The organism is Streptomyces sp. NPDC029956 (genome assembly GCF_055574655.1).
Map to the genome: position 1 here is coordinate 52014 of NZ_JBVHZJ010000026.1, position 25662 is coordinate 77675.

The 25662-nt window shown below is 71.6% G+C and carries 22 protein-coding genes; 11 read left to right on the plus strand and 11 right to left on the minus strand.

Annotated elements, in window-relative coordinates; translation table 11 throughout:
• Positions 1-23: 23 nt before the first annotated feature.
• Both ACZ4XX_RS21490 and ACZ4XX_RS21495 read left to right on the plus strand, forming a co-directional pair.
• Positions 24-1865: a N,N-dimethylformamidase beta subunit family domain-containing protein gene (locus tag ACZ4XX_RS21490; RefSeq protein WP_468509500.1), complete on the plus strand. Its 1842-nt coding sequence runs from the start codon at positions 24-26 to the stop codon at positions 1863-1865.
• Positions 1866-2001: 136 nt separating this feature from the next.
• Positions 2002-2514: a GNAT family N-acetyltransferase gene (locus ACZ4XX_RS21495; protein WP_468509451.1), complete on the plus strand. Its 513-nt coding sequence runs from the start codon at positions 2002-2004 to the stop codon at positions 2512-2514.
• A gap of 923 nt (positions 2515-3437) precedes the next feature.
• On the opposite strand, the gene ACZ4XX_RS21500 is transcribed toward ACZ4XX_RS21495, so the two are convergent.
• Together ACZ4XX_RS21500 and ACZ4XX_RS21505 are read right to left on the minus strand one after the other, a co-directional pair.
• A complete protein-coding gene (locus ACZ4XX_RS21500) occupies positions 3438-4199 on the minus strand; it encodes a bestrophin-like domain (RefSeq protein WP_468509452.1) in 762 nt (253 codons plus the stop codon).
• Between the two features lie 954 nt (positions 4200-5153).
• The gene (locus ACZ4XX_RS21505; protein ID WP_468509453.1) at positions 5154-5462 is read right to left on the minus strand and encodes a hypothetical protein; all 309 of its coding nucleotides are present in this window, start codon (positions 5460-5462) and stop codon (positions 5154-5156) included.
• Between the two features lie 551 nt (positions 5463-6013).
• Here ACZ4XX_RS21505 and ACZ4XX_RS21510 point away from each other — a divergent pair.
• The 3 genes from ACZ4XX_RS21510 (at position 6014) to ACZ4XX_RS21520 (ending at position 8880) form a co-directional block, all read left to right on the plus strand.
• The gene (locus tag ACZ4XX_RS21510; protein WP_468509454.1) at positions 6014-6409 is read left to right on the plus strand and encodes a hypothetical protein; all 396 of its coding nucleotides are present in this window, start codon (positions 6014-6016) and stop codon (positions 6407-6409) included.
• A gap of 435 nt (positions 6410-6844) precedes the next feature.
• Positions 6845-7762, plus strand: coding sequence for an SDR family oxidoreductase (locus ACZ4XX_RS21515; RefSeq protein ID WP_468509455.1), 918 nt, complete (start codon positions 6845-6847; stop codon positions 7760-7762).
• A gap of 470 nt (positions 7763-8232) precedes the next feature.
• Positions 8233-8880 carry a hypothetical protein gene (locus tag ACZ4XX_RS21520; protein ID WP_468509456.1) on the plus strand — a complete coding sequence of 216 codons (648 nt, stop codon included), beginning with the start codon at positions 8233-8235 and terminating at the stop codon, positions 8878-8880.
• A gap of 194 nt (positions 8881-9074) precedes the next feature.
• Here the strand turns inward: ACZ4XX_RS21520 and ACZ4XX_RS21525 are convergent, their stop codons facing one another.
• From ACZ4XX_RS21525 to ACZ4XX_RS21535, 3 genes are all read right to left on the minus strand, one after another.
• A complete protein-coding gene (locus ACZ4XX_RS21525) occupies positions 9075-9620 on the minus strand; it encodes an EF-hand domain-containing protein (protein ID WP_468509457.1) in 546 nt (181 codons plus the stop codon).
• 521 nt (positions 9621-10141) lie between these two features.
• Positions 10142-10645, minus strand: coding sequence for a hypothetical protein (locus tag ACZ4XX_RS21530; RefSeq protein ID WP_468509458.1), 504 nt, complete (start codon positions 10643-10645; stop codon positions 10142-10144).
• Positions 10646-11331: 686 nt separating this feature from the next.
• On the minus strand, positions 11332-11547 hold the full coding sequence (locus tag ACZ4XX_RS21535; protein ID WP_468509459.1) for a DUF6243 family protein: 216 nt from the start codon (positions 11545-11547) through the stop codon (positions 11332-11334).
• Between the two features lie 800 nt (positions 11548-12347).
• Between ACZ4XX_RS21535 and ACZ4XX_RS21540 the strand changes: the two genes are divergently transcribed.
• Positions 12348-13541, plus strand: a complete 1194-nt coding sequence (locus ACZ4XX_RS21540; protein WP_468509460.1) for a hypothetical protein — start codon at positions 12348-12350, stop codon at positions 13539-13541.
• A 360-nt stretch (positions 13542-13901) separates the two neighbouring features.
• Here ACZ4XX_RS21540 and ACZ4XX_RS21545 read toward each other — a convergent pair whose 3' ends face one another.
• Positions 13902-14615 (minus strand): TetR/AcrR family transcriptional regulator, encoded by a 714-nt coding sequence (locus tag ACZ4XX_RS21545; protein ID WP_468509461.1) that lies wholly within the window; start codon positions 14613-14615, stop codon positions 13902-13904.
• Between the two features lie 124 nt (positions 14616-14739).
• Here ACZ4XX_RS21545 and ACZ4XX_RS21550 point away from each other — a divergent pair, with 124 nt between their 5' ends.
• The gene (locus tag ACZ4XX_RS21550) at positions 14740-16005 is read left to right on the plus strand and encodes a saccharopine dehydrogenase family protein (RefSeq protein ID WP_468509462.1); all 1266 of its coding nucleotides are present in this window, start codon (positions 14740-14742) and stop codon (positions 16003-16005) included.
• Between the two features lie 108 nt (positions 16006-16113).
• Positions 16114-16683: a TIGR03086 family metal-binding protein gene (locus tag ACZ4XX_RS21555; RefSeq protein ID WP_468509463.1), complete on the plus strand. Its 570-nt coding sequence runs from the start codon at positions 16114-16116 to the stop codon at positions 16681-16683.
• Between the two features lie 295 nt (positions 16684-16978).
• On the opposite strand, the gene ACZ4XX_RS21560 is transcribed toward ACZ4XX_RS21555, so the two are convergent.
• Positions 16979-19249, minus strand: coding sequence for an MMPL family transporter (locus ACZ4XX_RS21560; RefSeq protein ID WP_468509464.1), 2271 nt, complete (start codon positions 19247-19249; stop codon positions 16979-16981).
• 175 nt (positions 19250-19424) lie between these two features.
• Here ACZ4XX_RS21560 and ACZ4XX_RS21565 point away from each other — a divergent pair, with 175 nt between their 5' ends.
• Both ACZ4XX_RS21565 and ACZ4XX_RS21570 read left to right on the plus strand, forming a co-directional pair.
• The gene (locus ACZ4XX_RS21565; protein WP_468509465.1) at positions 19425-20597 is read left to right on the plus strand and encodes a sensor histidine kinase; all 1173 of its coding nucleotides are present in this window, start codon (positions 19425-19427) and stop codon (positions 20595-20597) included.
• Complete coding sequence (locus ACZ4XX_RS21570) at positions 20572-21234, plus strand: response regulator (protein ID WP_468509466.1); 663 nt, start codon at positions 20572-20574, stop codon at positions 21232-21234. Before ACZ4XX_RS21565 ends, ACZ4XX_RS21570 begins: the two co-directional genes overlap by 26 nt.
• A 95-nt stretch (positions 21235-21329) precedes the next feature.
• Here the strand turns inward: ACZ4XX_RS21570 and ACZ4XX_RS21575 are convergent, their stop codons facing one another.
• Together ACZ4XX_RS21575 and ACZ4XX_RS21580 are read right to left on the minus strand one after the other, a co-directional pair.
• Positions 21330-21758 (minus strand): hypothetical protein, encoded by a 429-nt coding sequence (locus ACZ4XX_RS21575; RefSeq protein ID WP_468509467.1) that lies wholly within the window; start codon positions 21756-21758, stop codon positions 21330-21332.
• Positions 21759-22060: 302 nt separating this feature from the next.
• Entirely contained in the window at positions 22061-23671 is a 1611-nt protein-coding gene (locus ACZ4XX_RS21580; protein ID WP_468509468.1) for an FAD-binding oxidoreductase, read from the minus strand.
• Positions 23672-23735: 64 nt separating this feature from the next.
• Between ACZ4XX_RS21580 and ACZ4XX_RS21585 the strand changes: the two genes are divergently transcribed.
• A complete protein-coding gene (locus ACZ4XX_RS21585; RefSeq protein ID WP_468509469.1) occupies positions 23736-24371 on the plus strand; it encodes a TetR/AcrR family transcriptional regulator in 636 nt (211 codons plus the stop codon).
• Between the two features lie 267 nt (positions 24372-24638).
• Here ACZ4XX_RS21585 and ACZ4XX_RS21590 read toward each other — a convergent pair whose 3' ends face one another.
• Both ACZ4XX_RS21590 and ACZ4XX_RS21595 read right to left on the minus strand, forming a co-directional pair.
• Positions 24639-24959, minus strand: a complete 321-nt coding sequence (locus tag ACZ4XX_RS21590; RefSeq protein ID WP_468509470.1) for a hypothetical protein — start codon at positions 24957-24959, stop codon at positions 24639-24641.
• A 316-nt stretch (positions 24960-25275) separates the two neighbouring features.
• Entirely contained in the window at positions 25276-25626 is a 351-nt protein-coding gene (locus ACZ4XX_RS21595; protein ID WP_468509471.1) for a hypothetical protein, read from the minus strand.
• Positions 25627-25662 lie beyond the last annotated feature (36 nt).

Sequence of the window (25662 nt, forward strand, 5' to 3'; positions counted from 1 at the left end):
CCTCCTGCGTGCAGGGCGGGCGGATGCGGTTCCACCTGGCGGCGGGCGACGGGGGCCCGTTCAGGGGCCGGGTGGTCGTCACGGACGTGGTGGCGGAGCGGGTCGTGGCGGAGGCCGATCTCGCCGAGGTCGGCTGGACCCTCGACGTGCCGGGGACGTGGCCGAGTTCCCTGTACCGCGCCTCCTTCCACGATGCCCGCCCCGAGACGCCCGCGCCGGAGCGGGACGCCGAGCACGAAGTGTGGTTCGTCGTGCGGGCGGCGCGGCCGGGCAGCACCTCCTCCGTGCTCGTCTCCGTCCCCTTCGCCACGTGGCGTGCCTACCACCGGGCCGGCGAGCCAGGCCGGAGTCTGTACTACGCGGAGCAGCCCTCCCGCGCGGCGCGGGTGTCCCTCGCGGCGCCGGGCGGCGGGCCGCCGCCGGAGCGGTGGGAGGAGCCGCTGCTGCGCTGGCTGCACCGGACGGGGCGCCCCGTCGAGTACTGCTCCGGCTTCGACCTGCACGACGGCGCCGGCCTCCTCGCGCCGTACCGCCTCCTGGTGGTGAACGGGCACGACGAGTACTGGACGGCGGAGATGCGCGACTCCGTCGAGAGCTTCGTACGGCACGGCGGGAACCTCGCCGTGTTCGCGGGCAACACCGCCTGGTGGCAGATCCGGCTGGAGGACGGGGGTCGCACGATGGTCTGCCACCGTGACGCCGCCGCGGACCCGGTCGCCGCCGCGGACCCGGCGCGGGCGACGGTGGAGTGGTCGAGCTCCCCGGTCGACCGGCCGGAGAACACGATGACGGGCGTCAGCTTCCGGCAGGGCGCCGGGGCGTGGGGCGAGGGCATGGCACTGATCGGCCGCGAGGCGTACACGGTGCGCTTCGCCGGCCACTGGGTCTTCGAGGGCACCGGGCTGCGCGACGGGGACGCCTTCGCGCGCGGAGCCCTGGGATACGAGACGGACGCCGCGGAGCTGGACTGGTCGGCCGGGGTGCCGCGGGCGACGGGCCGGGACGGGACGCCCCGGTCGTTCGCCGTCCTCGCGACCGCCGACCTGCGGCACTGGCGGACGTACGGGCAGGGCGGCTGGGCGACCATGGGGGTGTTCCGCGCGGGCGCGGGCACCGTCTTCAACGCCGCGACCATCAACTGGGGCCGTGCACTGCACGATCCGGCGGTCGACCGAGTCACCCGCAACGTGCTCGACCGGCTCTCCGCCGCCGCTCCGTCTCCCCGCTGGCACACCGTGGGCGCGGCGCCCCGCCTGCGGGCGCTCGCCGCCTGCGAAGGGCTGCTCTTCGCCGTGGCCGAGGACGGCCGGACGCTGCTCCACCGCGAACCGTCCGAACAGAACCTCCCGTGGACACCGTGCCCGCCCGCCGACGGCGCCCCGCAGCCCGAGCTGCGCTGCCTGACCGCGCCGCGCGAGGCATCCCACCCGCTGCCACTGGCGCTGCTGGCGGTCACCGGCGACGACCGGCTGGTGCACCGGGCGCCCGTGCCCGGGCCTGCTGCGTGGCTCCCGGCGGGGCGGGTCCCTGCAGGGACGACGGCCTTGGCGGTGTGCGACAACAGCCTGTTCGCGGTGACACCGGACGACGACACCCTGCACCAGCGTCCGGCCGGCGACTTCGACGCCCCGTGGCGACGCCTGGGACCGGCAGGCAAGGCGTCCGCGCTGGCCGTCCTCGGCGCCCGCCTCCATGCCGTGACACCCGACGGCCTCCTCACCCGTCCCCCCGTCCTCACCGACGTCCCGTTCTCACCGTCCACGCCCCCGCTCCCCTTCCCACCTGCACGGGCCCTCGCGGTGCACGCGGGACGCCTGCTGGCGGCGACGGAGGACGACCGGCTGATCAGCCATCCAGGGGTGTGAGAAGCAATGGATCGGCGGGGCTGCCGATACCGGTTCGTGGCTCTTCTCCGCGGAGACGTGCGGTCGGGGCCCGGTCCAGAAATCCGTGTGGGAAATGGGGGCTGCCTGCCAACGCGGTGGCCTACGCTTCCGGGGCATGACCGTCGTACTGCGGGGCGAGGCCCTGGAACTGACCCCTGCCGGGCCCGACGACGTACCCGCACTGGCCGCCATCCGGGCCACGCCGGAGGTGCTCGCACGCTGGCGCGGCGGGCCCGACCTGGCGTCCGAGATCACGGATGACCTCGCCGCCCCGGACACCCACTGCCTGACGGTCCGCAGCGAGGGCCGGATCGTCGGCATGATCCAGTGGTACGCGGAGGAGGACCCCGACTACCGGCACGCGGGCATCGACCTGTTCCTCGACCCGTCCGTGCACGGGCGCGGGCTCGGCACCGACGCCGTACGCACTCTCGCCCACCACCTCGTCCACGACCTGGGATTCCACCGGCTGGTCATCGACCCGTCCGCCGACAACGCCCCCGCGATCCGCTGCTACACGAAGGTCGGCTTCCGGCCGGTGGGCGTCATGCGGCAGTACGAACGCGGCGCCGACGGCAGCTGGCACGACGGACTCCTGATGGACCTGCTGGCGGAGGAACTTCTCTAGAGCACGCAGCCGCTCAACGTTCACGCCCCACGGACAGAACCTGCGCGTGTACGACGCCTGGGCCCGTACGGTGACCTTCCGGCGCAGCGACCGCTCCCTGCTCGTCAACCCGTTCTTCCACACCTTCGGTGACAAGGCCGGGCGCTGTCTGGAGCTCACGGTCGCCTGCGCCCAGGAGCGGATCCGGTTCGGCCGGCCCATCGGCGAGCGGGCGAGCGCGAGACGTCCCTGGACCGACGTCGGCCGCTACTACCGGGATGGGGCAGCTGCGGCCGCGGGCCGGTCGGTGTCGCCGTGCCAGGTGGGCCAGCCCAGCAGGCGGGGTCGTGCGGTGACCCAGGCACGGGTGTCCGTGCCGATCTCCGCGCTGATGAGATCTTCGAGCAGTCCTCGGCACGGTCGTAGAGGACGACGTCGTTCTGTGCGTACAGCGCCTCGACGCTCGTGGGGCGGTTGGGGTCGAGAGGGGAGAAGTAGCGGCCGAAGGTGTGGCGGTCATCGGTGTAGCCGCGCAGAGAACCGCGCTTGGTCCAATCCGGGCGAAGGTCGCCTGGCTGGATTCGCTCCGGTGCCGCGGGATCGGCGAACTCGAACCAGGAGGAGGCGTCGAGCATCCGTGCGTACTCGGCCACTGCGGGCGCCGCGCCGGTCAGGTCGTCCCGGAGGCTGGTGGGCAGGTCGAAGTCCCAGCGACGCCGGTACAGGGGAATGTCGGCGGCCTCGGTTCACGTCATGGTTTCGTTGTACGTCGGCAGTTGGCACACCCGATCCTGGAAGCCGCGCCCGGGCCTTGACCACGCTCAGCTCACACGGGCCGCAGTCGATGAGCACGACGGCGTAGGAGGAGCCATCGCAGATCAGGTGGACGTGTGTTGGGGCACGGCTTCAGAACGTGCAGCGCCGTGTTCCTTCGTGCCCCCTGGTCAGACCGCGGCGGTGAGGAGGTCACTCAGAGGCTGGGCGGAGTCCGTTCCGGAGTGGCCGAGGGGCGCGTCGAAGCTCCAGACGAGGAAGAGCAGGAAGACCACCAGGGCACTGAAGGTGGTGGCCAGCAGCAGTTCGCGCGCGGACCGGCGGATCTGCAGGGTGTAGAGCAGGCCGAGGGTGACCAGGGCACCGGCGAGGAGGCCGAACCAGAGAGCTGCGGGCAGGGTGGTGCCGGAAGTGCCCAGGCGCTGGTGACGGGCGTCGTCCGCCGCCGCCACCTGGTCCAGGAGCGGCTGGTAGGCCTGGGCCTGGAGCTCGTCCGCCGGGGTGCGATGAGCGATGTCGCTCCGGATGCGGCCCAGCAGTTCGGCGCCTGTGCCGTCGACGGGCAGGTCGTCCTTCAGCGCGGGCCATTCGGCGGTGACCGCGTGCCGGGCGTAGGCGTCGATGTGCTCCTTGATCTGTGTCCGGAAGGCGGCAGGGTAGACGTCCAGGCGCTGATCGATCTCGTACAGGGCCTGAGCCTCGCGCTGGACGGTGTCCTCGGCCGCGGTACGGGCCTCCCACACGCCGGCGATCGCCAGTCCGAGCACGATGGCGTAGACGACGCCGACCATCATGACCATGTACTCCAGCACGTCCGGTGTCTCGGAGGTGTCTTCGTCGACGGCCACGCGGCGGTGCCGCAGGACGGTCGCCGTGACAACGAGAACGCAGACCAGGACCGAGGCCAGGGTGTAGACGAGCCATTCCGGCATTGCAGAACTCCAGGACGAGCGAGGCGATGTGTATGAGGTACGGGGCGGACGCGGCGGGCCGGTCAGGGGCCCGGCGGCCGGACGAGAGGCAGATGGTCAGCCGTGAACGCGGCGACGGGACCCCGGCCGCAGGGCGGCCGCGGCCAGAACAGCCGGCAGGGTGATCACGACCGTGGACATGGTCATCGAGAGCCTGGCCGGAGCGGGACGGGACGGACCCCCCGTGTAGTGCGAGCGCGGCTCCCACCGGTACCCCTTGGGCACTTGCGCCGCAGCGGGGGTGGTGATGCTCGGCACCGGAGGCGCTGGTGGTGCCCACTCTGGGCCCTGTGCCGGGGCGGCGGATTCCGGAGCGACTCTCGGTGGCGAGGGCGCGGGCGGCCTCGGCGGCGCCGACTCGGGGACCGACAGGGGCGGAGGCGGTGGTGACGGCCGCGACAAGGAAGGCGGCGTGGGTGACGGAGCAGGCGGTGGTGACGGCCGTGACAAAGGAGGCGGCGCCGTGGGCGCCAGGGCCGTCGGAGCGCACGTGGCGCGCGGGGCTTCCGTCACCTCGGCGCCGTAGCCCATGTCGACCCATACGTCCGGGGCACACACCACCAGGTGACCGTGGGCGGGCGAGTGGTCCATGACGACGGCCACGTCTCCGTGGTACGGCAGCGGGCACAGCGCCGCCGCAGCCCCGAGACCGACACTGATCCAGCCACCCACGCGTCATTCCTCCCCGTGACGACCTGACGTCGGACACCCATTCACGGCGCGGGAGAGCGGTCGAACAACTGCCCTCGGAGCTGCCACTGCGGGGGTAACGATCATGAGCCCGGCCGGTCACGGGGACCGGAGGTGCCACCTGCCATCGGGGTGAACGGTCAGGGTAGCCGCCGTCGGCGATCGTCAGCGTTCCCCATGGCCTCGCATCACCCTCGCAAGCCGAGACGACCGCTCGACGGCACGTCAGAGATCACTGTCGATGCCGGTGACGGCTGGCGGCGCGAGCGGGGCGTCTGCTTCCGCGATTCCCGCCTCCCGCAGTGCGGCCGAAACGAGCCTCGTCGCGTCCAGTTTGGCCCCGTGACGGTCGGCGGCCTCGACCTCCAGCCGGATGGCGAACGTGCCGTCCTCGTTCAGCGTCAGCAGGTTCACTCCTTCGCTCTCGCTCACATCTGTGTGCTGGGGGGCCAGCTTCCGTTCGAGGGCGGCGCGCTCCGAGTCGGTGATGCCCGAGGTGAACGTGCCGGGAACGGTGATGACGAAGGTGGTCATGGGGGCTCCTCGCGTGGGACGGAGGGCGAGCGTCGTTCTGCTTCCCTCATCCTCCGTGATGACTTGGCTCCGAAAGGCTTCTGGCATGGCAGCGGGCCGCAGGGAAGTGTGGGTGCATCGTGTTCCCGATCTCATGCGGCGTGGAGCGGGTACTCGTCACGGGGCGGCGTGATGCGTGCGTGCATGACCCAAGGCTGGGTGAGGTGTGCGTGCGCGGCCAGGGGCGGCATGATGCGCGGGCCCATGGCCCGGGGCGGCCTGGCAGCGCCGCAGCCCGACGGAGGCCGTGGCGATGAGGCCTGCGAGAACCACCAAGAGGAGCAGGGAGACCCACATCTGCAGACTTCCGGGATGGGCCCATCCGGCCCATGCCGCGGCTGCCGTCCACAGGAAGGCCCCGGCCGAGTGGAAGCCGCGAACCCGGCGCAGCTGCGAGGCTCCAGCCTGCGTACACCAGCCTCAACGTACTCATCGACATGACTAGACACTTTCTTGAACAGGATGCACTTCCGGATACGGCACGCTGGTGCCGCAGGAGAGACGGACGGCGCATGAGCAACGGTCAGTACGTGCGATACGTCGCGCTGGGCGACAGCCAGACGGAGGGGGTCGGTGACGGCGTCGACATCACCGGGCTGCGCGGCTTCGCGGACCGCCTCGCCGAGAGGATCGCGGCGGTGAGTCCGCTGGGACACGACCGGATCTCCGCCGCCCTCGCGCACGCGCTCGCCCTGCCGGGCAGCGACGACTCGTGGACCCGGGAGCTGGCGCCCGACCCGGCCGCGACCGCCGGCGCGGTACGCGCGGCAGCCGCCGAACTACGCTGGGCCCTCGCGTTCCTCGGCCCCTGGCTGCTCCGCCGCCTGCGCGGCCGTTCCTCCGGCGACAGCCGCGCCGCCCGGCGCCCGGAACCGCTGCCCGTGGAGATGCCGCCAGTCAGCCCCTGAACAACAGGAGCGCCGCGCGGCCCTCACTCGACGATCACGGTCAAGCGGAGCGAATGTGCCCTTCCGGCGGGGTAGCGCAGTGCATCCGGATCCCCCTGCGACCAGAAGTACTCGTGAGGCGTGCACCAAGCCGTCCGGGACGACACTCTGGGAGGACCGTGAAACTCCAGGCCGAACCTCCCGTGGATCACCACCTTGTACCGAGCGGGCGCCGCCCTGTGCGGTCGCACCCTGCTCGTCTTCGCTGGGTGGGCGTCGCGAGCGCCCTGAGCTCGTTCGACGCCTCAGGCGACCACCGCATCGCGGGCATGACGAGCACCACCTCGCTCAGCGCGACCCGGGCGGCGACAACGACCGACGCTGACGGTCGACGAACGGAGCTTGCCTCACCACCGAAGTAGGGCGCCTTCACGCATGTCCTCAAGGGAGGTTGTCATGACGGGCTCATGGAAACTGGACGGACGTGCCGCGGTCGTGACGGGAGCGGCCCGCGGTCTGGGCGCCGATCTGGCGCGGCAGCTCTCCGATCGCGGGATGTCCGTTGCCCTTCTCGGGCGAGAGGCCTCGACCCTGGAGTCGGTGGCCGAGACGCTCCGCACGCCGGCACACGTGGTCGAGGTCGACGTGACCGACGATGTCGCGATGGGATTCGCCGCCGAGAACGTGCAGCGTCATCTGGGCGCTCCGTCGGTCGTCATCGCAAACGCCGGGGTCGCCGAGGGAGGGCCCTTCGAGACGTCCGATCCGCAGACCTGGCGCCGCGTCGTCGAAGTCAACCTCATCGGAAGCGCGATCACCGCGCGTTCGTTCCTGCCCGGCCTGCGCGCCACCCGTGGATACTTCCTCCAGGTGGCCTCGACGGCGGCCTTCGGGTCGGCCCCGATGATGAGCGCCTACTGTGCGTCCAAGGCCGGCGCAGAGGCCTTCGCGCGGTCGCTTCGCGCCGAAGTGGCGCACGCGGGCATCGGCGTCGGCGTCGCCTACCTCCACTGGACCGACACCGACATGATCCGCGATGTCGAGCACCACACAGTGCTCCGGGAACTGCGTGGGCACATGCCCGCGCCTGCCCGCCGCGTCTATCCGGTCGCCCAGGTCTCTGCCTGGATCGCCCGCGGGGTCGACCGACGTTCCGCAGCCGTCTACGCCCCGCCATGGCTCCGACTCGCCCAACTGGGACGACCCTTCTTCCCTCTGGCCGTCGACCTGCTCTCCCGGCGAGAGCTACCGCGCCTCATGGCTGAACACCGCTTCGAACAAACCGGCCTGCTCGGCACAGGCGGCCGTGTCGAGGAGGCATCACTCGGCTGGTACACCGACGACGGCCGGGGGGACTTGCGGAAGGAGGGCTGAGCTCCCGCTTCAGAGAACTGCGGCTGATGAGGCGTGAATGACGCCCGCCAGGGCGGCGGGACGAGCCGTCGTCCCAGCTCGCATTCGTGCACGACCGCATCGGTTGACGAGCCGCCCGGGAAGCCTGAGAGACCGCCCTCGCCGTACCAGCACCCCGCTGCCCGAGCAGACCCTCCTGACGGCCCGTCCACTCCCCCGACAGCTCGCTCGTTCGAAGTGAACAATCCGAAGGCGACTCTCTGGACCTCTGCGCGTGTCCGACAGGGGCGTCGGGCCGGAGGCCAGGGACCATCCCTGCGCTGGGGCGGGGAGCAGGTGGACGAATGGCCCTCGGTGCCCTCTGCCATGGGGCTACCGCCGCGGGCATACGGGGAGCAGGCCGTGTTCGCGCCGGCCATCCACATGCGAAGAAGGGTGCGGCCCATCAGCATGGATGCATGAGCGCTCACCAGGAGGCGTGTCGTGTGGCGGTGGCAGCTTCTCTTCTCGCGGTCCTGACGGCTTGTTCGGACGCCTCCGGAGACAGCGGCCCCGCACGCTCGGCAGCCCCTGCCCACACCGGCACGCCTGCGGGGGCTCCCCCCGGCGCCGAGGTCCTCGGGACGGCACGTCCCGGTCAGCCCTTCACCGTCACGGTCCTCGCCTCAGACACCGCTGACGACCCTCACCGATGGCAGTTCACCGTGCGCACGGTGGTCTGCGGCAAGCCGCTCGATCCAGCCGTGACGGCCTACGCGGCCGACTCGGTCGGCGCACCCACCGCCACCCCCTCACCCGAAGCCGGTAAGCAGTTCTGTGTACTCACCATGGACGCGGTCAACGTCGGCGAGAGCGAGGCGTCCTGGCACGCCGACAACCGCGTGAACCTCAACGTCGCCGACACCCGATACTCGATGTCGCAGACGGACTCCGAATACACCTCGGACTACGACCAGTACGGGAACAGCAAAGGACAGACGGCGCCGGCTTTCGGCCTCAACCCCGGCAGCAAGGGGCCGGTGCACGGAGTCTTCCAGATCCCTGCCGGGGAGAAACCCACCAGCATCTGGATCACCTCCGGCACAGCCATCGAAACGTTCGACGGCGTCCAACCGGGCTATCTCGTACTCCTGACATAAGCCGGACGCCGGGACAGGTACATCCGGGTACCGATGCCTCACTCACGCACCTCGACTGCCTCGACTTCCTCATGGCGGCCGCCACGGTCGCAGGCCAGACCCGTCGGGCGGCGGTGCCGGCGGAACAGTTACGGGGCGCGGGGGCGCCGGCCGGTACGGGACGTACCGGCGGCGTCTTCGTACGGGCGGGTGTGTCAGTCGCGGATGGGCACGGGTCCGCACAGTTGGTTCCCCGGATCGGCCGGATCGTCGCTGATCCAGAACTGGATCCACAGCTCGGTGAATTCCGGGCGGCTGAGGTAGCCGTCTCCGTCCTGATCGAGGTGGGTGAAGACGTCGCCGACCTCGACGCTCTCGCCGTGCCACGTGTCGACCAACTGCTGATGCTCGGAGGGGGAGATGCGTCCGTCACCGTTCTCGTCGATGGCGTCGAAGACCGTCTCGGCGGTCGCGGCGACGACCTCACGCATCGTGGGCAGCCGGTCCACCATGGCGAGGAGCTCGTCCAGGTCCACCTTGCCGTCGCCGTCCGCGTCCACGTGGGTGGCGAGGTGGTCCCACCAGCCCAGCATGACCGAATCCACGCGTACCGACAGTTCGGATCCCGGTGTCACGCGCGGCAGACACCGCCAGCGCTCCGCCAGGGCCTGGAAGTCGCGCTGATCGAGATAGCCGTTGTCGTCGGCGTCGAACGCGCGAAACATATTGTCGATCTTGGTGCGCTGGAACTCACTCGCCACAGTCTGCCCTCTTCCGCCGGGGTCCGGTCCTCGGCGATCCTGCCCGCGAATGATCGCTCCGCAACGGCGCCCGGTGGCACGAGGAGGCTCGCGCGACCCCCGTTCGCGCCCCACCCGCGATGTTCACTCCGTGGGCGCGCGCCGCGCCACGCTCACGCCTCGGGTGCCAGCCGGCCGCCCGAAAGAGCCTGGTCAGCCCCCGAGAACCGCAACTCGATCCGTGGCGGCCGCACATGGAACCACTGCGCCACGACTCGTATCGGGTGTCGACAGGACAGGGCACTCCCGGAGTACGGCTACGGCTTGCGGCACCCGGCCTGCTTGGGCTGTGGTCGAGCGTTTCGCAATGGCTCGTGTGCGCCCGAACGCTCCGGTGGCCTGGTCACCCCCTGCCCGATACCCGCCGGGCCTCACGCAGCGGCTCAGCGTGCAACTGCTCGAGGCCGGACCTGCCGTCGGACGGCTTCGGGAGCAGCTCGACGGGGGCGAACACGCAGCCCGCCAAAGGGAAGCCTCGTCAGTCAGCTCTGATCGTCGATCCGTTGACCGATGTGTTCCAGGAACTTCTGGATGGACACCTCAGTTCCCTCGAAGCCATCGAACCAGGACGCGGTCGTCGACCTCCAGACTCGCCCGCTGGTGGCCACGGCGAACAGATGGCCGCCACCGTCACTGGCGAACACGATGCCGGGCGACCCGTCGTCCACCTGTACCGGGCCGTACCCACGCACGTGCTCGGCGACCGTTGCGGGAGAGTGGATGAAGTATCCGTTCTCGATGTCCGGCAAGGAGACCTCGCTGATCACCCGGTACAGGGTGGTCAGGTCGGAGGGGACGGGCATCAGGTCCACGAGCGCGGCCGTCGCCTCGTGGCTCTCCTCCGTCGCGAGCGCCAGAGCGTTCTCACCAGGGGGAAATCCGTGGGTCTCCAGGAACGACGACATCAGAGGCCCGAGTGCTGAAGAAACCTGCTTGCACCAGCTGTCCACCCATGGCGCACCAAGCCGCTCTGCCGCCACGTTCATCCCTTCCGCACCCGACGCTCATGCCCACAAGCTGATGAGAACCTACCGAACAGCACCGTGCGCGTAAGACCACGAGCCTTCATCCACGTCAGGCTGGACCGGCCCGGCGGATGCCAGAGCCACTGGAGGTCCTCGGCCGGTTCACCCCCGGCCGGCCGCCCTCCCGCCCCTGCGGTCGCGCCGGTGACCGGCGCCGTCCGGCAGTTCGGCACCGACCCCGGTGACCGGGCCCTCAGGGTACGTATCCAGGCCCTCGCGCCGTACGGCTTGCGGCGACGTCAGAGCTCAGCCCGTCGTGGACGGTCGCGGCCCATCGCCTCCGTTCGCGCCAGTGCGGAGAAGCTCCACGCCGCCACACCGGCACGGATCCGGATCGCTTCCCGGCCGCGTTCGGGGCCGGGTGTCCGCTGCCGGTTTCGCGGCTGCCCCGGGTGGTCGTGCGAGGTACCGGGAGCCCGAGAGTCGAGCGTGGGGGCCAGAGCTCGACGGGGCCCGAGGGCAGAGCGGGGTGCAGCCCAGAGCTCAGCGGGACGGGGCCGCGCCCGGTACCACGATGGGGCTCCGGTGCCGCGGCAGAGTTCCGTGCGACGGCGGGATTCCGGTACTGGATTCCGGTACGGCGACAGGGTCCGGACCGCGCGTCGCGGTCCGGACCCTGCCTCGTGCGGTGCTGCGGCCGCGGTGCGTCAGCTGCGTGCGGTGTCGTCGCTCGCCGCCGCGGCATCCTGCTCTGCGCGGGTCTTCTCACGCATCTTGCGCACCAGCTCTGCCTTCTTGTCCGCTGCGCCCTGACGGTCGAGGTTGCGGTGGGGACCGTTGTTCTGCCGTTCGGCGCGGGACAGCTTCTTGCGCTGGCCGCCACCCTGGCCCACGGGGTTGTTGATGTTCTTGCTGTCAGTCACGGGTTCTCCCGGTGATGGTGTGAGGTGATCTGCGGATTCATCGGTGAGGGACGGGCGACGGCGTCGAGGGACACCCGTAGGGGCCCGTCACGCCCTCACTCGTAAATCGGCTTGTGGAAGAACATGACAAAGACGTTACCCGGTCCCGTCCGCCCCGCAGACCACGCTTTCACCGCCCCGGCACCGACCGGGCCCCCGCGACGCCAGGCCTGGGCCCGGGAGCGGGGGCGGGGACCCGGGGCCAACTGATTCGTTCCGGGATGCTCTCGACACCGCCCGAATCCGCTGGCGATCACCACCCGCCCGGGACCGGGCCCGACAGCCGGACAGCCGGACAGCCGGACAGCCGGACAGCCGGATAGACCACGCCGCCGGTCCGAAGGGCACGGTGCGGGCGGACACCAGGGCAGGCTCAACAACAGGGCGCTCTCTGTCGGCGGCATACCGTTCACCCGCTGGGCCCACGTCGTTCGGCGCCCCGACGACCCACCTCGCCGATGACACCGGTCCCCGCCCCGTACGCCATCACCATCACCATCAGGGCCGAAAAGGGTCGCGGAGGGCAGCGGGACCGCGCCACCTCGACCAGCAGGGGACCCGTCGCGGATCGATCCAGGTGAGGTCTGTACCTCCGTAGTACGCGGTGACAACGCCGCCGTACGCGTCGGTCGCCCTCGCGAGCAGCCGCCCCGGGGACGCCTGGGCCCGGCTCTGGTCCCCGGGCGGGGGCGGGGTACCGCTTCCCTCTCACGCTCTACGGACCATACTGGTCGGGCCCTGATCGCCCACCGAACGGTTCCATGGACAAGAACAGCACTTCATCGACCACCGTCCCCGACACCGCCTGGCTCGGGCGTGGGCGTCACCTCGGGCCCGAGCCCGAACGGGACGTCCGGCGCAACCTGCTCGCCCTCAAGGCGGCCCGGGTGATCGACGACTTCCTGGACCTCGACCCCGTCGAGGCGGCGCGTTCCACCGACCTGTACCCCCGGGACGAGTCCGCCGACCCCGGCCCGTCCGCCCGCCGCCTCTTCGAGGCCCGCTGGCGCGTGGCCGACAACGTCACCGTACGCGCACAGCTGACCACCTACGATCCCGAGTCCCGCCGCGCCAAGAACGAAGGTGTCCACTGGGTACTCGCCGCCGAGGCCGAGCGTGCGTGGGAGGCGAGCTGGCCCTCACCGGCCACCATGTTCTGGCCCGACAGCGACCAGGTCGCATGGGACCACGAGACGGTGGAGGACGTACGCCTGCGCACCACGAACCACCTGCCCAAGGACGACGACGAGCTGCGCCGCCTGCTGCGGGCCTGCACTCGGCAGAGCTGGTTCATCCATGTCGTGGTGCACGAGGCGATGACACCGGACGCCCTGGGCCGTCGGCCGATCACGGCGTTCCTGCCACCGAGCCTGCGCCACCGGGTGGTCGAACATCGGGCCACTCCGGAGCAGGCGCTGATCGCCGACTTCGTGATGAAGCGTGAACTGGGTGTCGGACTGCCGCGCGGCGGCGCCGTCGTCCTGTCCCCGGCACCCCAGACGCCCGCTTACGACGCGGAACACTTCACGGTGCGCAATGTCTTCCTGGACGGTACGGAACCCACCCAACTCCTGGACAAGATCGTCGAGTTCGCCTCGCTGCGCCAGCCACTGCCGGCCGACGCAGAACAGGCCCTGACACGGCTGCGCCAGGGGTGGCACCTGCTCACCGCCGACGAAGAACTCGTCCACGCACAGGCCATGGTCACCAGGTACGCCAAGGCACTCCAAGCCATGACAGCGTCCTGCGACCTGTACCGGGAGGCCGCCGAGTCGGCACTCGACGCCCTGGCCGAGGCGAACAGCAGCGACGGCACCCCCCGGACAGCAACACCGGCAACGGCCAAGGACGACCCCTCACCGTGGAAGACCCTCACCAAGACACTCAGCCGCTTCCGCAGCCCCAACCCCCAGACACCGGATGCAGAGACCCAGCAGCATCCGCACAGCCTGTGAACTTCGCGAAACAACAGACCGGTCGGGCACGGGCCCGGGCTCTGGCTCGGGCCCGTCGATCGTGGATCTCGCCGCTCCCTTAGCAGGACGGGAGTCCTCGGTCCCTCCGGGACAGCGGGCGGCGGGCGCACCGAAGCCCGCCGCGCCGAAGTCCTCCGTGCCGACCGTCCGTGTGCGGATCAGGCGGCCTTCCCCCCAGGCCGCGACGCTGTCCGGGGGACGCAGAAACGCTACGGCCGAAGGGTGCGGGGGCCTTCGACCTGGCCACGCACCGGAGCGCGGTGAACGGGGCATGACTACGGAAGAGGAAACCCCCGCGCCACATACGAGATCAAGGATGTCCGCGACGACTCCGCCCGCTCAGCCGGCGGCGCCACCGGCTCCCAGCTGCCGTTCGGCGCTCTCCAGCAGCATGTCCAGCGCGACCGGGTACGCGCTGTGAGGCATGCGCTCGGCCAGCAGCCCGGCGGTCGCCGCGATGTGCGGGTACGCGTCGGCCGGCAGTCGGGCGTACGTCGACTCCCACATCTCCTCGTCCGCCTCGCGCGCCTTCGCCGTGAGCGCGAGGGCGCCCGCGTCGAGCGCCGCGAAGGCCAGGCACTGATCGATGTAGGCGTGATAGATCCGTACCGCGTCGACATCCGCGAACCCCGCGCCGCGAAGGCTCCCGAGGATCGCCTCGTCGGCGGCGATCTCCCGCGGCCGGCCGGTCACCCGGCTCGCGGTCAGCAGCGCGGCCTGCGGATGGGCGAGGTAGGCGCCGTGGATGCGCAGGCCCAGTGAGCGCAGGTCCGCACGCCACTGCCCCGTCGCGACCCAGCCGGCCAGCGCCCGGCCGATCAGCTCCTCGCCGATGGCGAGTGTGAGCCCGTCCATGCCGTCGAAGTACCGGTACAGGGTGCTGGGGTCCGCCCCCAGCGCGGCGCCGAGCCGTCGGGCCGACAGGCCCGCGCTCCCGTGCTCGCGCACCATCCGCAGCGCCGTCTCGACGATGAGCCGCTCGGAGAGCACTGTCCCCTGACGAGTGGGGCGCCGCCGTCTGCGGGCCTCCTCAGGAACCACTTCCTTCGCCATCGCCACGCTCTTTCGTGTCGCCGTACGGGTCTGCCGCCTTATGCCAACATCATTGACCTTAACTCGGCACGCCGGGTTCCATCAGCCCCCTGAGGCACTCGCCTCACCGAGAAAGGACTGTGCCATGCGTGTTCTGCTTGTGGGCGCCGGCGGTGTCGGGAGCGCGATCACCAAGATCGCTGCCCGCCGCGACTTCTTCGACGGCTTCGTCGTCGCCGACTACGACCTGGCCCGGGCCGAGGCCGCGGTCGCGGCCCTGGGGAGCGGGGAGACAAGGTTCAGCGCCTGCCGCGTCGACGCCTCCGACGAGGCGGCGGTCACCCGGCTGCTCACCGAGCGCGGGTGCGACGTCCTGATGAACGCCACCGATCCGCGCTTCGTGATGCCCCTGTTCAACGCCGCGCTGGCGGCGGGCAGCCACTACCTCGACATGGCCATGTCCCTCTCCCGCCCGCACCCCGACGACCCGCACGGCATCTGCGGGGTGAAGCTCGGCGACGAGCAGTTCGAACGGGCCGCCGAGTGGGAGAAGTCGGGCCGTATCGCGCTCGTCGGCATGGGTGTCGAGCCCGGGCTCTCGGACGTCTTCGCGCGCTATGCGGCCGACGAACTCTTCGACGACATCGAGGAGATCGGCATCCGCGACGGCGCCGACCTGTCCGTCGAGGGCTACGACTTCGCGCCGTCCTTCAACATCTGGACGACGATCGAGGAATGCCTGAACCCTCCCGTGGTGTACGAGCGAGAGCGCGGCTGGTTCACGACCGCCCCGTTCAGCGAGCCGGAGGTCTTCGACTTCCCCGAGGGCATCGGCCCCGTCGAGTGCGTCAACGTCGAGCACGAGGAAGTCCTCCTGATCCCGCGCTGGGTCGAAGCCCGCCGGGTCACCTTCAAGTACGGCCTCGGCCAGGACTTCATCGGCAAGCTCCAGACCCTGCACGCCCTGGGCCTGGACTCCACGACGCCGGTCACCGTCCGAGGAGAGGACGGCAGCCCCGCCCGTGTCTCGCCCCGCGACGTGGTCGCCGCCTGTCTGCCGGACCCGGCGGCGCTCGGAGACCGGATGACCGGAAAGACCTGCGCCGGAACCTGGGTCAAGGGCACGAAGGACGGCCTGCCCCGCGAGGTGTACCTCTACCACGTGGTCGACAACCAGTGGTCCATGCGCGAGTACGGCTCCCAGGCCGTCGTCTGGCAGACCGCCGTCAACCCGGTGGTGGCCCTCGAGCTCCTCGCCACCGGCGCCTGGTCCGGGCCCGGTGTCCTGGGCCCCGAAGCCCTCCCTCCGCGCCCCTTCCTCGACCTGCTCACCTCGTACGGCTCCCCCTGGGGCCTGCGCGAACAGGAACCGATCTCCACCAAGTCGGACGGCGCCCCCGGCCCCGCCTGACACCGCCTCGGCGGCCGCGCCCATCCGGAGAGCGGCCGCCCGGCTCCGGCCGCAGGCGTGTCGGGAAAGTTCAATACCGACGCGGGCAGGGTCCCTAGCGTGGGCGGCATGAACGAGATCCACGCACACCTCGCAAGCAGTGCCGCCGAAGCCGCCCGGGTCGCCTGTGGCGTCAGCCCCGAGCAGCTCGCCGGGCCCTCCGGCTGCACCGACTGGACCGTCCGCGAGCTCGCCAACCACCTCGTCCTCTACACCTCGCATGGCCTCGAACACCGCGCCTTGCGCACCCAGCTCCCCGACGAGCTGGTCGCACGCGACTTCACCGCCGACGCCGACTGGTCCGAGCAGTACGCCGCCCAGCTCGACCGGGCACTCGCCGCCTGGGCGAAGCCCGAAGCATGGGACGGCGACATCACCCTCGGTGGCGACGACACGATGCCGGCCGGCGAGATCGCCGCCATGCTGCTCGCCGAACTCGCCCTGCACGGCTGGGACCTGGCCCGAGCCACCGGCCAGGACTTCACACTCCCCGAGGACACCGGCACCTACCTCCTCGACGTCGTCCAGCGCTACGCCGAGACGTACCGCGCGTACGAAGGCTTCGCCGCCCCGGCTCCGGTGGACGCCGACGCACCCGCCTTCACTCGCGCCCTCGCCGCCAGCGGCCGCACCCCCTGAAGCCCGCCACGCCCAGGCGCGGCCGAGGACAGGCCGGTCGGATTCTGGTGCACGGGCCGGTGTGCCGACCCGTGCACGCAGCAGTTCGAGGGCGAGATCCGGCGGTTCGAGACGGGCGGGCAGCGGCGGGAGGTGCCGGACGGAGTTCGGCGCCTGGTCGACCGCCCACAACCGCTTCCGGCAGTGGCATGACGCCGGCGTCAACACCGTCGAACGCCTGATCGACAAGCTCACAGCACGGTGCCCCCGGGCGACGCGCTCAGGTGCCGGACGCCGGGGGCAGGCAGGGCTTGAGTCAACGGTCGACCAGCCGTGGACGCGGGCCCTCACCCGTGGATTCCGCGTCGGTGTCGTCGGTGCCGACCGGGCCGCGGGGAAGCATCCGGTCCAGCCACTTCGGCAGCCACCAGTTGGTCCGGCCGAGGAGTGTCATGGTCGCCGGAACCAGCACCATGCGTACGACCGTGGCGTCGATGAAGATCGCGGTGGCCAGGCCGAGCCCGAACATCTTGGTGGAGGGGTCCTCGGCGACGGCGAAGGACAGGAAGACCGCCACCATGATGAGGGCGGCCGAGGTGATGATCCGGGCGGTGCCCGAGACGCCCTCGACGATCGCCGTGCGGTTGTCGCCGGTGCGCAGGTACTCCTCGCGTACGCGGGAGAGGAGGAACACCTCGTAGTCCATCGACAGGCCGAACAGGATGGCGAAGAGGAACATCGGGATGAACGACACGATCGGAACCGTCGCTTCCAGCCCGATGAGTGCGCCTCCCCAGCCCCACTGGAAGACCGCGACCATGATGCCGTAGGACGCGCCGATGCTCAGCAGATTCAGCAGTACCGCCTTGAGCGGTACGAGGATCGAGCGGAAGGCCAGCATCAGCAGCAGGAACGACATCGCCAGCACGGCGGCGACGAACACCGGCAGGCGCTGGCTGGTGCGTTCGCCCACATCGGACAGGCTCGCGGCGGCACCGCCGACGTGGGCCCTGGCCGGGCCGGGCCCGATCGCCGTGGGCAGCACGTCGGTGCGCAGCCGGGCGATGGTGTCGGCCGTGGCCTTGTCCTGAGGGCTGGTGGTCGGGAACACCACGAGGGTCACGACGCCGGTGGCCCGGTCGATGTGCGTCGGCGCAACGGACGCGATCCCCGGATCCGCCGCGACCGTCCCGACGAGACGGTCCAGCACTCCCGGATCACCGGCGGGGTCCGCGGCGATGACGAGGGGACCGTTGGTGCCCGGGCCGAACCCCTCGGCGACGAGGTCGTAGGCCCGGCGCTCGGTACGGCTGTGGGGCAGTGAGCCGTCGTCGGGCAGGCCGACGCGCAGACCCAGCACGGGCAGCGTCGCCGTCAGCAGCAGCGCCGCCGCGCCGACCGCGTACGGCACCGGGTGCCGGCTGACGTGCCCGATCCAGCGACGCCACCCGGCGGCGTGGGCGGCGCCTGCCGCCGGGTCCCGCCGCCGTGCGAGTCGGCCCGGCTTCCTGGCCTGCAGAGCCCGGCCGATCCGGCCGGCACGGGCCAGGCGTGGGCCGGCGGCACCGAGGAAGGCCGGCAGCAGCGTCACCGACGCGACCACCATGATCAGAACGACGATCGAGACGGCGAGCCCGCCCACCGTCATGAACGGTACGTTCGCGACCGCCAGGCCGAGGATCGATACGACGACGGTGCCCCCGGCGAAGACCACGGGCCTCCCCGCCGTGGCCACCGCTCGTCCCGCCGCCTCGCGGGGATCGAGCCCGCGCGCGAGGTACTCCCGGTGTCTGGCGAGCACGAACAGTGCGTAGTCGATGCCCACTCCGAGCCCGACCATGCTGCCCAGGACGGGGGCGAAGGTCGGGACGTCCGTCACCCCCGCCAGTACCGTCATCGTGGCAACGCCGACGGTCAGCCCGAAGACCGCCATGCCGATCGGCAGCGCGGCGGCGACGAGCGAACCGAACGCCAGGAACAGAATCGTGGCCGCGGCGAGGAGGCCGATCAGCTCGCTCGCGCCGCCGTCGGGGTCGGAGAAGGCGTAGAAGAGGCTCCCGCCCATCTCGATGCGCAGGGGCAGCTCGGCGCGCAGCCGGTCGCCGAGATCGACGAGGGCGTCGAGGTCTTCGGCCGACAGCCGGCTCTGGTCGGGGTACTGCACCCGGACGACCGCGATCCGCCCGTCGGCCGAGACGAGGCCGCCGCGCACGGTGGTGTCCCCGCCTGCGCCGAGTGCCCCCGCCGGGTCGCTCGTGCCGAGCACGTGCGGCAGCCGCTGAACCTCGGTCTGCAGCCGTGTGAGAGCGGTGCGCGCGGTGCCGTGGTCGAAGAACGTCGCACCGCCGTCGAGGGGGGTGACGACCACTTGGGCGGTCATGCCCTCCTGGCCGGTGCCGGCCCGCTCGATCAGTTGCGCGGCCCGTTGGGAGTCCAGTCCCGGAGCGGTCATCGAGTCCGCGGTCCGCCCGCCGACGGCGACGGCGGCGAGGACGGCGAGCGTGGCGGCGACCAGCCATGCCGCGATCACCCGCCAGGGATGGCGGGCGGCGCTTGTGCCCAGGCGCAACAGGGCTTTCGAGAGCATCGGGTCCTCCAACCACCTCGTCGGCCGTCCTTGTACGGCCTCCGATGCCGAGGTTCGTCGCCGCGGCGCTCCGCGGCATCGGCTCGCGGGCCGCGGATCCGTCGACCCCAGGGCCGAGTGACACCCCGTACTTTCGGCCGATGCGCGGCACGGCGCGGCCTCTAAGCTGAGAACCGTGCTGCGAGACGACCTGCGAACCCTGTGGACCGAACCCCGGCCGGCCGACGCGCCCGCCCGGGTGTGGCGGGACTGGGCGCTCCTCGCCGCGAGCCTGGGCGCTGTGGTGCTGGAGGCCATCCTGCGCGAGAACGTCGTGTGGCGGCCGGTGGCGGTGGTGTTCGCCGTATGGCTGTGCCTGCTGCCCCTGTGGCGCCGGACCCGCCCTCTGGCGATGGTCACGCTGGGGTTCGGCTCGGTGATCCTGCTCCAGCTGGCCTCGCTGGTCGCCGCACCGCGCGAGCACGTCGGCCTGGACACCGGCCTGGTCGTGCTCGTGCTGGTGTACGCGCTGCCCCGGTGGGGATCGGGACGGGAGATCGTGCTGGGCAGCGCGGTGATCCTCACGGCCTTCACGCTGGGGGTCGTCGCGGACGACATCCCGGCCGCCGAACAGGTCGGGGGCTTCGTCTTCCTGTGGCTGCCCGGCTTGATCGGGGCGGTCGTGCGGTTCTGGGGGACCGCTCGCGAGCGGCAGTTGGAGCAGGTACGCTCCCGCGAGCGTGAGCAGCTCGCCCGGGAACTGCACGACACAGTGGCCCACCACGTGTCGGCCATGGTGATCAGTGCCCAGGCGGGTCGGGTCCTCGCGGGCACCGACCCGTCCGCCGCCGTCGAGGCGCTGGAGGGGGTCGAGGAGGAAGGGGCGCGCACGCTGGAGGAGATGCGGGCCATGGTCGCCGCGCTGCGCGACCGCGAGGCCGGCGCCGAGCTGGCGCCGCCTGCCGGTGTCGCGGATCTGGAGCGGCTGGTGCGCACCCCGGGTGGTCGCCTCAGGGTCGACCTGGGTCTCGACGGCGAACTGGACGCGCTGCCCCCGGCCGTGGACGCGGCCGTCTACCGCATTGTGCAGGAGTCCGTGACCAACGCGATGCGCCATGCGGTCGACGCGACCGAGGTCGTCGTCCGGGTCACCGCGGAACGGCAGACGGTACGGGTGAGCGTGCGCGACAACGGCCACCGCACCGGCCGAGGCCGTGTCGGGTACGGACTCACCGGACTGCGCGAGCGCGCGACGCTGCTCGGCGGCACACTACGGGCCGGCCCCGGCGCCGACCAGGGCTGGCATGTCGAAGCCGAGCTGCCGAGAGGGAGGACCGAGAGCGGTGCCCATCCGCGTCCTCGTCGCTGACGACCAGACCATCATCCGCACCGGGCTGCGGATCATGCTGAACGCCCAGCCCGGCATCGAGGTGGTCGGCGAGGCCGCCGACGGACAGGAGGCGGTACGTCTGGCCCGCGAACTGCGCCCCGACGTATGCCTGTTCGACATCCGCATGCCCGTGATCGACGGGCTCGAGGCCACCCGGCTGGTCGCCGGCCCGGGCGTCGCCGACCCGCTGGCCGTGGTCGTCATCACCACGTTCGACCTCGACGAGTACGTCTACGGCTCACTGCGTGCAGGCGCCCGCGGATTCCTCCTGAAGGACACGGGAGCGGACCTTCTGGCCCAGGCCGTACGGTCGGCGTCCGACGGCGAGGCGCTCATCGCGCCCAGCGTCACCGTCCGTCTGCTCCAGGCATTCGCGGACCTGCCCGCCGGCCGGCCCGCGGCCCAGCCGGTCTCCCCCGTCACCGCCCGCGAGGAGCAGGTGCTCCTCGCCGTCGCCCGCGGGCTGACCAACACCGAGATCGCCGATGCACTGCACATCAGCCTCAGCACGGTGAAGACGCATCTGGCCAGCCTGATGGCCAAACTCGGCGCCCGCAACCGGGTCGAGATCGCGATGTGGGCCTACGAAACGCGCCGCATCCTCCCCGGAACCTGAGCCGGGTGCCGGGCCATGTCCCATGAGTCCCCGCCCGGCACCGGTGCACCGGTCGGCTCGCGTCGGCTCCACGTGCCTGGCCGGGCCGCTGGGGGTCAGAGCCCCGTCGGGTCGGTGTCGCAGGTGGCGCGGCGGCGGCCGATGGTGACCAGGGCCGCCCAGAGAGCGTCGAGCTCCCCGCGGCGCACCTCGTGGATCGATCCGTCCAGGGGTTCGGCGCCCGGGCCCAGCGGCCGGTCCGGCTCTCCGGCGTCCCTGCGGAGGACGATCCCGGTGGGTGGATCCAGGGCACGCAGGTCCCGTAGGAGACGGTAGCGGGCGAGGTCGGCCTCGGGGTGGGGCAGGTGGCGGGTGATCACCGCGATGTCGGGCAGCAGCACACGGGCCTGGGCCAGGGCGATCCGGGGCTCGTAGGCGTGGGCGACGATGCGGAAGTGCGGGCTGGAGTGGACGCGGGCGCGCACCGATTCCAGTTCGGCGCCCTCGGGCAGGCCTGCTATCAGCACGGTCATCATCGAAGCCATTGTCCCTCCATCCGGCCGCCCGTGCCTCGCCGTGACGGCGGTGGAGGCCGCCCGGCGTGGTCCGCCCGCGGGCCGACGCCTCTCAGCCGCTCATCGTGCTGCCCGCCGCCGAAGGAGGCAGCCGCCGGTGGTCCTGCCGGCCCCGGATGACGACTCCGCCGGCCGCGCTCGCACGCCGCCCGGGTCCGAGGCGCCCGCAGGAGGGTGCGGGTGGTCCTCCCGAGGGCTTCCCCGGGTCACGTACCGGGACCAGCCGGCCACCGGCCGGGCCCCACCTCCGTGCCGGGTGGGGCAAGACCGCCTCAGTCCACCAGCACCCCCGGGTTGAGGATGCCGTGCGGGTCGAGGGCGCCCTTGGCGGCGCGCAGTGCGAGGGCGAAGGGCTCCGGCCGCTGGCGGTCGTAGCCCGGCCGGTGGTCGCGGCCGACGGCATGGTGGTGGGTGATGGTGGCCCGATGGCGGTGGAGCACCTCCCCCACCACGGCCTTCAGCTCGTCCCAGAAGGCGACCTCGTCCCCCGGGCGGCCCGCGGCGAGCACGGTGAAGTAGGGTGCCGCGCCGTCCGGATAGACGTGCGTGAGACGGCAGTTGACGGTGGCCGGATGGCCCGAGATCTTGAGCGCCGCCTCGCTGACCGTTCTGCGGACGTCCTCGACGAGGGCGGGTATACGGTCCCAGGTGGCCGCCGTCTCGAAGGTCTCCGCGACGGCGCCCATCCGCGCCAGGCCGTCCCGGAGGTAGGGCATCCGCAGGAAGGCCGACCGCCACGCGTTCACCGCCTCGTCGGCGGGAGCACCGTCCGTACCGGCGCCGGACGGCTCGCGTCGGCCCCCGTGGGAGCGGGCCAGGTCGACTGCCTGGGCGAGCCGGGCGTCGACCGGGGCGTCGGCGGACTCGAAGCCGAGCACGAGGACGGCCGAGCCGTCCCGAGCGGCGCCGGCCAGCGCGGCTTCGCCGGAGTCGAGCAGCCGGCAGTTGGCGGGGCCGAGGTCGGACTGCGCGAGGGCGCGGACCGCCCCGAGTGCGGCGCCGAATTCGTCGAAGGCGAGCGAGGCGGACGCCTTGTGGACCGGGCGGGCCTGGAGCCGTACCCACGCCTCGGTGATGATGCCGAGCGCTCCCTCCGAGCCGAGGAACATCCGGTCCGGCGAGGGACCCGCGCCCGAGGCGGGCAGCCGCCACGACTCCGCGGTGCCGGCCGGGGTGACCACCCGCAGCGACTGGACGAAGTCGTCGATGTGCGTGCGGCCGGTGGCGTAGTGGCCGCCGGCCCGGGTCGCGAGCCAGCCGCCGAGGGTGGAGAACTCGAAGCTCTGCGGGAAGTGCCGGAGTGTCAGGCCGTGCGGACGCAGCTGGTTCTCCAGGCTCGGGCCGAGCGTCCCCGCCTGGATGCGGGCGGCCCTGCCCTCGGTGTCGACCTGCAGCACCCGGTCCATCCTGGTCAGGTCGAGGGAGAGCACCGCGCGATGCCGGTCGCCTCGGTACTCGACCCCGCCCACCACCGAGGACCCGCCGCCGAAGGGCACGACGGCGACCTGGTGTCCGCCGGCCCAGTCCAGGAGGTCGACCACCTCCCGCTCCTCCGTCGGGAAGGCGACCAGGTCGGGGATCCGGCCCGGACGGCCTCGTAGGGCTCGCGCGATGTCCCGGTACGCCTTGCCCATCGCGTGGGCGGCGCGGTCGTCCGGGTCGGTGCTGATCAGCCGCGACAGGCTCGCGGTGGGCTGGACCACGGGTGCCCCGATGCCCAGATCGGCGATACGGGGCACGGGGAGCGGGCGGGCCAGGGTTCCGGGCAGCAGGGCTCCCATCGCCGCGCACTCGGCGTCGTCGGGGTGGGCGCTTTCCCATCCCCAGCCCCACCAGGACCGGAGGGGGGCGGGCGGGATCGACTGCGTCGTCGTGCCGGACATGGGCGCTCCAGAGGCCGCGAGTGAATTTACCGAGAGGTAAATTACTTACTGATAATATCCGCGCATGGCAACCCCTCGTTCGAAGGCAGGCACCAAGGGCGTCCCCCGGCACCTCCGTCGGCAGCAGATGCTGGAGGCCGCCACGGAGGAGTTCGGAAGCCGCGGATACGCCGCCGCCTCCCTGGCAGCCGTCGCGGAACGCGTCGGGGTCACCAAGACGCTGCTGCACCAGTACTTCGGCACGAAGGAAGACCTGTACGTCGCCTGCCTGGCGCCCGTCGGGGAAGGCCTGCTCGACACGATCCGCACGGCAATGGGCGACGAGGGAACGACCCCGCACACTCCCCTGCGGGTACTCCGCGGCATCTTCGTCGCACTGGAGGGACACCGGGAGGCCTGGTTCGTCCTCTACGACCGCACCCTGCCGCCCGACGGTGAGGCCGCCCGGACGGCGGCGATCCACCGGTCGGCCATCGACGCGCTCGCGGCCGACGGCACCACCGAGCTGCTGCGCGCCGCCGGATCCACCGACCCCATGGACGCCGACGTGCTCCGCCACGTCTGGACGGACCTGGTCGGGACCCTCGTCCGCTGGTGGGTCAAGCATCCCGAGGAGACGCCGGAGGCCATGACACGGCGCTGCGCCCGTCTCTTCACGGTCGCCGCCGCACTCGCTGCCGATCCCGCACCTCCGAGCTGACCAGGAGGAGCAGGAGGAACCGGCAGCCGGGAGGGGAGACGCCCCTCACGATGCCCGCACCACCGAAGCACGCTTGCAGTCGCTGCAGCGCCACCAGCGCCCGGTGCACCGCACCCACCGCATGCACCGACGGCTGGAGCGGGGTCTGCGACGGTCACACCCTCCGGGCGGCTCGCCCGAAACGCACCGCCCCGCGTCGCAGACGCCGCCCACACTCGCACCTGCGGCGTGGAAGTGGCGGTCCGCACCGTGCGGCTCTCTTCACCGTCACATGCCGGTGACGTCCCTGGCCCGCTGGAGTACGGAGTCGAGCGCGGCCACCCTGCCGTCGCGCCGCCTCGCGCGCACCGCCCGGTCCTCCGGAACCAACCGTTCGGCGGTCAGCACGGCGTAGGCGTCCGGGTCACCGAAGGCGGCCCGCGGGTGCTCCCCCGTCTCCGCGCAGTGCGTCGTGACCTCCTTGACCGCCCGAAGCACAACCTCCCGGTCCACGCCCGGCTGCATGGCGAGCCGTACCTGGAAACGCGCCATCCACTTCTCGCGGTCCCTCTCTCCCGCCGTATCCGCCGTCCGGTCCTTCTTCGCCACGTGTTCTCTCCCGTGTGATCGGCAGCCGTCCGTCACGGAGTGGGACGTCGAGACCTGCCGGTGGGTTGCCCGAGCGAGACTCCTTCCGGCCGCCGACGACACCCCGCGACGGCCGGAGGACAGCCGAGCCGCCCGCCTGCGCAAAGGCTCACGCGGCGGACGGCCACCCGGCTTCGATGAGGAGCGGCACAAGAAGCGCAGCACCGTCGAGCGGGCGGTCAACCGCCTGAAGCAGTCGCGGGCAGTCGCGACTCGGTACGACAAGCCCGGCTACGCCTCCCTCGGCACCGCCACCGCGGCCTCCGTCGCGATCTGGCTACGAACGTGGTCCCGGAGGCGCTGCCTCGGTGTCGTTGCAGCCGTGGTCGGCCCACTCGGTGAGCAGCTCGGCCAGCCTGGTGAGCGGCGTCGTCATCGGCCAGGGCGCGCATTCTTCCCGGCCTGTCCACGTCAGGTGAACCACAGCCCAGGGAAACGACCGGTTCGCGACCTTGAACAGGACGTCGTCACACCCTTCGCATTGCGCCGCAGCGGAGACCTCTGCTTCGTGCAGTGGGTGCCCAAGGGAGAGCTCGCGACGCAGTTCCAGCTCGAACTCGTACATGCCACGATCGGGCACCCACCACGGAGCGGGCAGGAACGACGGCTCATCCGGCATGTGCTGCATCCCAGCACCCTTGCAGCACCTCTTGGGTTAGCCATG

Coding starts and splice junctions, on each gene's coding strand:
- ACZ4XX_RS21495 (WP_468509451.1), top strand. CDS start 2,002: ATGACCGTCGTACTGCGGGGCGAGGCCCTGGAACTGACCCCTGCCGGG.
- ACZ4XX_RS21540 (WP_468509460.1), top strand. CDS start 12,348: ATGGACAAGAACAGCACTTCATCGACCACCGTCCCCGACACCGCCTGG.
- ACZ4XX_RS21595 (WP_468509471.1), bottom strand. CDS start 25,626: ATGCAGCACATGCCGGATGAGCCGTCGTTCCTGCCCGCTCCGTGGTGG.
- ACZ4XX_RS21555 (WP_468509463.1), top strand. CDS start 16,114: ATGAACGAGATCCACGCACACCTCGCAAGCAGTGCCGCCGAAGCCGCC.
- ACZ4XX_RS21515 (WP_468509455.1), top strand. CDS start 6,845: ATGACGGGCTCATGGAAACTGGACGGACGTGCCGCGGTCGTGACGGGA.
- ACZ4XX_RS21490 (WP_468509500.1), top strand. CDS start 24: ATGCGGTTCCACCTGGCGGCGGGCGACGGGGGCCCGTTCAGGGGCCGG.
- ACZ4XX_RS21550 (WP_468509462.1), top strand. CDS start 14,740: ATGCGTGTTCTGCTTGTGGGCGCCGGCGGTGTCGGGAGCGCGATCACC.
- ACZ4XX_RS21575 (WP_468509467.1), bottom strand. CDS start 21,758: ATGGCTTCGATGATGACCGTGCTGATAGCAGGCCTGCCCGAGGGCGCC.
- ACZ4XX_RS21500 (WP_468509452.1), bottom strand. CDS start 4,199: ATGCCGGAATGGCTCGTCTACACCCTGGCCTCGGTCCTGGTCTGCGTT.
- ACZ4XX_RS21505 (WP_468509453.1), bottom strand. CDS start 5,462: ATGACCACCTTCGTCATCACCGTTCCCGGCACGTTCACCTCGGGCATC.
- ACZ4XX_RS21580 (WP_468509468.1), bottom strand. CDS start 23,671: ATGTCCGGCACGACGACGCAGTCGATCCCGCCCGCCCCCCTCCGGTCC.
- ACZ4XX_RS21510 (WP_468509454.1), top strand. CDS start 6,014: ATGAGCAACGGTCAGTACGTGCGATACGTCGCGCTGGGCGACAGCCAG.
- ACZ4XX_RS21545 (WP_468509461.1), bottom strand. CDS start 14,615: ATGGCGAAGGAAGTGGTTCCTGAGGAGGCCCGCAGACGGCGGCGCCCC.
- ACZ4XX_RS21530 (WP_468509458.1), bottom strand. CDS start 10,645: ATGAACGTGGCGGCAGAGCGGCTTGGTGCGCCATGGGTGGACAGCTGG.
- ACZ4XX_RS21585 (WP_468509469.1), top strand. CDS start 23,736: ATGGCAACCCCTCGTTCGAAGGCAGGCACCAAGGGCGTCCCCCGGCAC.
- ACZ4XX_RS21560 (WP_468509464.1), bottom strand. CDS start 19,249: ATGCTCTCGAAAGCCCTGTTGCGCCTGGGCACAAGCGCCGCCCGCCAT.